The following is a 4,007-nucleotide window of genomic DNA, read 5'->3' as shown; positions in this document are numbered from 1 at the left end:
CCCACCAACGGCGCGGCCCGGCGGCGCGCTGTGCACGTCAGAAGGCAGCAAACCATGCGCAAGAAACGGTGCATTCAAAGGCGGCAACGCCGCACCAGCGGAACCGGGGACCAATTGAATGCTGCGCGACATGGAACCATCATGCCCAGGTCGGACAGCAGGTGCACAGTGTTCGCGTGGACTTACCGTGAACCACCAGCACGGGTATTACGTTGCGCCATAGGGAAAGCTCCGGCAACGCGTGGCTTCGATAGTGTCTAGCCGACTTGCTTCAAAAGGTGACTCTCGCCTCTGCTCGTGTCTTCAGTGGGCAGCGCGGGGATGAGTGCTGTGTTGCCTGTGGGGAAGATCGACGGCGTGGCGTGCGCCATGCAGTGGTTGGGCAGTCAGTCAGTTCACGCTCGAAGGCATTCTCCGCTCTGCCTACCGTTAAGGTGCGTACCTCTTTAACGTGTTCAGCCCCGGACATTGCCGCATGCGGCAGTGTCCGGGGCTGAAGACCAGGTAGGTGATTACTTGGTCGGCACGTTCAGGGTCTGACCCACGAAAATCAGGTCCGGGTTGGACAGCTTGTCGCTGTTCACCGAGAACAGCGAACGCCAGTCGTCCAGACCCAGGTCCTGGGCGATCTTGAACAGGGTGTCGCCAGCCTTGACGGTGTAGTTCTTGCCCGAGTCGGTGGCCTTCACGTTGTATACCGGAGCTTGGCAACCGGTGCGACGTGCTTGCCGGACTGAGTCTTCACTGCGGTGCGCTCCACCGACTTCAGGGTGGTCTGCTTCTTCGGGGCAGCCTTCTGAGTGGTGTACTTCTTGGCAGTGGTCTTCTGGGTACTCTGCTGCGGAGCAGCCTTCTTGGTCTGAGCCTTCGGGGTGCCGGTCGGCTTCCCGCTCAGACCCAGCTTGGCCGAGCATGCGGGCCATGCGCCCCAGCCCTGGCCCTGCTGGACCTTGGTGGCAACGCGGATCTGCTCAGCCTTCGAAGCGTTGGCTGCCGAGCCCTTGCCGCCGTAGGCTTCCAGGTGGAATCCGAGAACTGCAGGCCACCGTAGTAGCCGTTACCGGTGTTGGTCGACCAGTTACCGCTCGATTCGCACTGAGCCAGGCGTCCCAGGTGCTGGCTGCGGAGGCCGGAACTGCTGCTACGGCCATGGCGCCACCTGCAACGGCGACTGCTGCCAGAGCGGCGGTGCCGCGACGGATGGTCTTCTTGCTCTTCTGCTGGATCATGGTTCTCCAGTGCTCTTCCCACGCGTAGGCTGTCCAAGCCATCCTGGCGCTGCGCCCAGCGTCGCATTTCGACATTACTGAAACGCCTACCGAATGGGCACACGGAAGTTCCGGCGGCGTTTTGCTTTTTCCCATAACACTGCGAGTGTTATCGAAACGTTATCCATGACGATAGCCCACACCCTGACCCCCTTGGCAACTCAGGTTCCTTCCAGAATCGGCGTTTGTTGCAGTCAACCCCATTAAAAAATTTTCAAAAAAAGTTCTTCGAGACACCCCGGAGCGCCGAATTTTGGAACCAAAACGTTATTTGGATGGAAGCGAATTTGGGGTGATGCGTGCTACAAAATGTGGTATTGGCTGTTCTCTTGCTGGGAAGCTGCCGCACGCTCCCGGCGAGCTCAATGAGGCAACGGAGGGCGATCCGACAGAGCCTTTGAACCATCCAGAACCCACTAGATGACCGACGCGATCAGCTTCTCAAATCGCATTCGTCGTCCGGTAGCCATGACCGCTCTGAGCAGGGCCTTCCGACCAGTTTGGGTAGGGTGGGACTGATCAGGGTGCCCGTTGCCTTGGTGCGCCAAACGAGCCGAGAGGACATCCATGACCAGTAGTGCCAGCCCACGCAAGGCACCGGAAGTCCTGCAGGCATTTTCCCGGGCGGTGCGGGAGTTCTTCCGCAACAACGGGTTGGACTCGGCGGCATCCCTTTCATACTTCATGGTGCTGGCGCTCTTTCCCGGGGTCCTGGCCCTGGTTTCTCTGCTCGCACTGGTGGGTGCCAGCCAGGGAGCGACCGAGGCGATCCTGGAGATCCTGCACCAGGCGCTGAACCCGCAGGGCCATGAGCACCTGGGCGAAGACGCCCAACAGGTCATGGACATGGCCGAGCAGCTGCTGACCGGTCTGGCGGCCGAAACCTCGGGCACCAGCCTCACCATTTCCTGGGCATCGCCGGCGCTGTGGAGTACCTCCGGCTACGTCAACGCCTTCAGCCGCGCCATGAACCGTCTGTACAAGGTGCAAGAAGGCCGTCCCCAGTGGAAACGCCGCCCCCAGATGCTGGGCATCACCATCCTGATCATGATTGTCATGGTGGTCTCCTTCGCACTGTTGGTCACCTCCGGGCCAGTCGCCCGCGGCATAGGCAACGTGGTGGGGCTGGGAGACCAATTCGCCACCGTACTGAACTGGCTCAAACCACCGACCATGTTTGTCATGGCGCTGTTGGTCCTGGCACTGCTGTACTACTTCACCCCGAACGTGAAGCGCCCCTTTAAATGGTTCTCCACCGGCACCATCAGCGCCTGGTGGTGCTGGGGTTGTCGGTGGGCGGCTTTTCCTTCTATATCGCCAACTTTGCTTCCTATTCGGCCACCTACGGCGCCATTGGCGGTGTAATCATCCTGGTGGTGGCCTGCTGGATCATCAACATTGCCCTGCTGATGGGCGCGGTCGTGGACGTCGAGTTCTCCCGCCTGTCGCAGTTGCGCAAGGGGGTGGCCGCCGATGAAGAACTGCAGTACCCGGTGCGCGATGACACGCTCTTTGCCCGCCGGGAACTGAGCAACTTCCGCGACCTGGTCCACGCCCAGCAGATTCGGATCCAGCACGGCGGGGACCCTTGGAGAGCGCGGACGGTTCCATGCTTTCGCAGCACAAGTCGCACCATCGGCTGATTTTCGCGGCCGGGGCCGCCACCGCCGCCTGGCTGGGAATGCGGCATCTAATCAGGAAGCACGAGGCCTCCGCCGATCCGGGCGCCTCCTCAGATCAGCAGGATGAGACTGCGCACCGCTAGCCACAGTCCGCTCCCGGCAAGCGTCAGGATCACCAGCAGCCAAATCCCCGAGAACGTTCCGGTGGACGTCCCGATCAGATAGGCGTCGGATTGGCGCACATCCTGCCGGCGCCAGGTGTGCACGGCCAACAGCTTCAGACAGTCCCGGGCCCCGGCGAGCAGCAGGAACCCGGCCAAAAGCAGGGCCACATAGACGAACATGTCCACCGGCGCGAAGAACACGATGCCCAACGCCAGCGCCGCGCTGGCTACGCACACCAGCAGGGCCGCGAGGTTGCGCACGAAAACCAGGGCCAGGCAGAAGATGATCGCGTAGGCCCCCAGGGCCAGTCCGGGGTAGCCGGCCGCCGTTGCAGCCAGCAGTCCCGCCGAACACCACAGCGGAGCCGGGTAGCCGGCAACGCCCGAGATGATCACCGAGGCCTTGCCGCGCCCCCGGCTGACCACCTCCCCGGAGTGTCCCAGCCCAGGCGCAGCCCGGTGACAAAGCGGCCGGTGAATAGCGCTAGCACCACGTGCCCGAGCTCGTGAACCAGCGTGGAGTACATCCCGGTCAGCCGCCAGGCGGGTCGCGGCAACACCAGCAGCGCCACCAGTGCGCCCAGCAACACCCATTGCCAAGGGCTGAGCTGCAGTTCATGCTGCAGGCTTAGCCGCTGCCACGTCGCGTTGAGCGTTTCTCCCACACCGCACCTTTCAGCTTTTGATTGGCGCGTCGGGCGGCGCGCCTGCAGTCGAGCTTACGCAACAGCGAGCCCGTCGCCCGGATTTCCGTTCTCCCGTGCCGGGGCTCGCGTTACCGGCCCGTGCGGCGAGCGCCCGGGAACCGGAGGGGCTCGGCATAGGATGGCATCAGTACCAACCACCCCGACGCAAGGAGCACCCATGTCGCGTATCGTCTCAACCGCTTTGGCCGTCGGCGGCCTGACCGGAGGGTTCGCCACCGCCCGCAGCACCCGCAACCGCGCCCTGGG

At 62.8% G+C, this 4,007-nt stretch carries 3 protein-coding genes and 2 pseudogenes; 2 read left to right on the top strand and 3 right to left on the bottom strand.

Translation table 11 applies throughout. The annotated features are described in order from the left end of the window. Nucleotides 1-512: 512 nt before the first annotated feature. Nucleotides 513-689, bottom strand: coding sequence for a LysM peptidoglycan-binding domain-containing protein (locus JCM19049_RS22555; protein ID WP_306420766.1), 177 nt, complete (start codon nt 687-689; stop codon nt 513-515). Beyond that, nucleotides 686-1,296: pseudogene (locus tag JCM19049_RS19780) on the bottom strand (transglycosylase family protein). Before JCM19049_RS19780 ends, JCM19049_RS22555 begins: the two are co-directional and overlap by 4 nt. A 539-nt stretch (nt 1,297-1,835) precedes the next feature. Here JCM19049_RS19780 and JCM19049_RS09225 point away from each other — a divergent pair. Continuing rightward, a complete protein-coding gene (locus JCM19049_RS09225) occupies nt 1,836-2,633 on the top strand; it encodes a YihY/virulence factor BrkB family protein (RefSeq protein WP_054821440.1) in 798 nt (265 codons plus the stop codon). Then, on the top strand, nt 2,543-2,911 hold the full coding sequence (locus JCM19049_RS09220) for a YhjD/YihY/BrkB family envelope integrity protein (RefSeq protein ID WP_279402836.1): 369 nt from the start codon (nt 2,543-2,545) through the stop codon (nt 2,909-2,911). Before JCM19049_RS09225 ends, JCM19049_RS09220 begins: the two co-directional genes overlap by 91 nt. 89 nt (nt 2,912-3,000) lie before the next feature. Here the strand turns inward: JCM19049_RS09220 and JCM19049_RS09215 are convergent. Then, nucleotides 3,001-3,581: pseudogene (locus JCM19049_RS09215) on the bottom strand (M50 family metallopeptidase). Nucleotides 3,582-4,007 lie beyond the last annotated feature (426 nt).

Source organism: Arthrobacter sp. JCM 19049, from assembly GCF_001310435.1.
The sequence above is the reverse complement of the archived record's forward strand: the minus strand, read 5'-3'. Positions and strand labels throughout refer to the sequence as shown.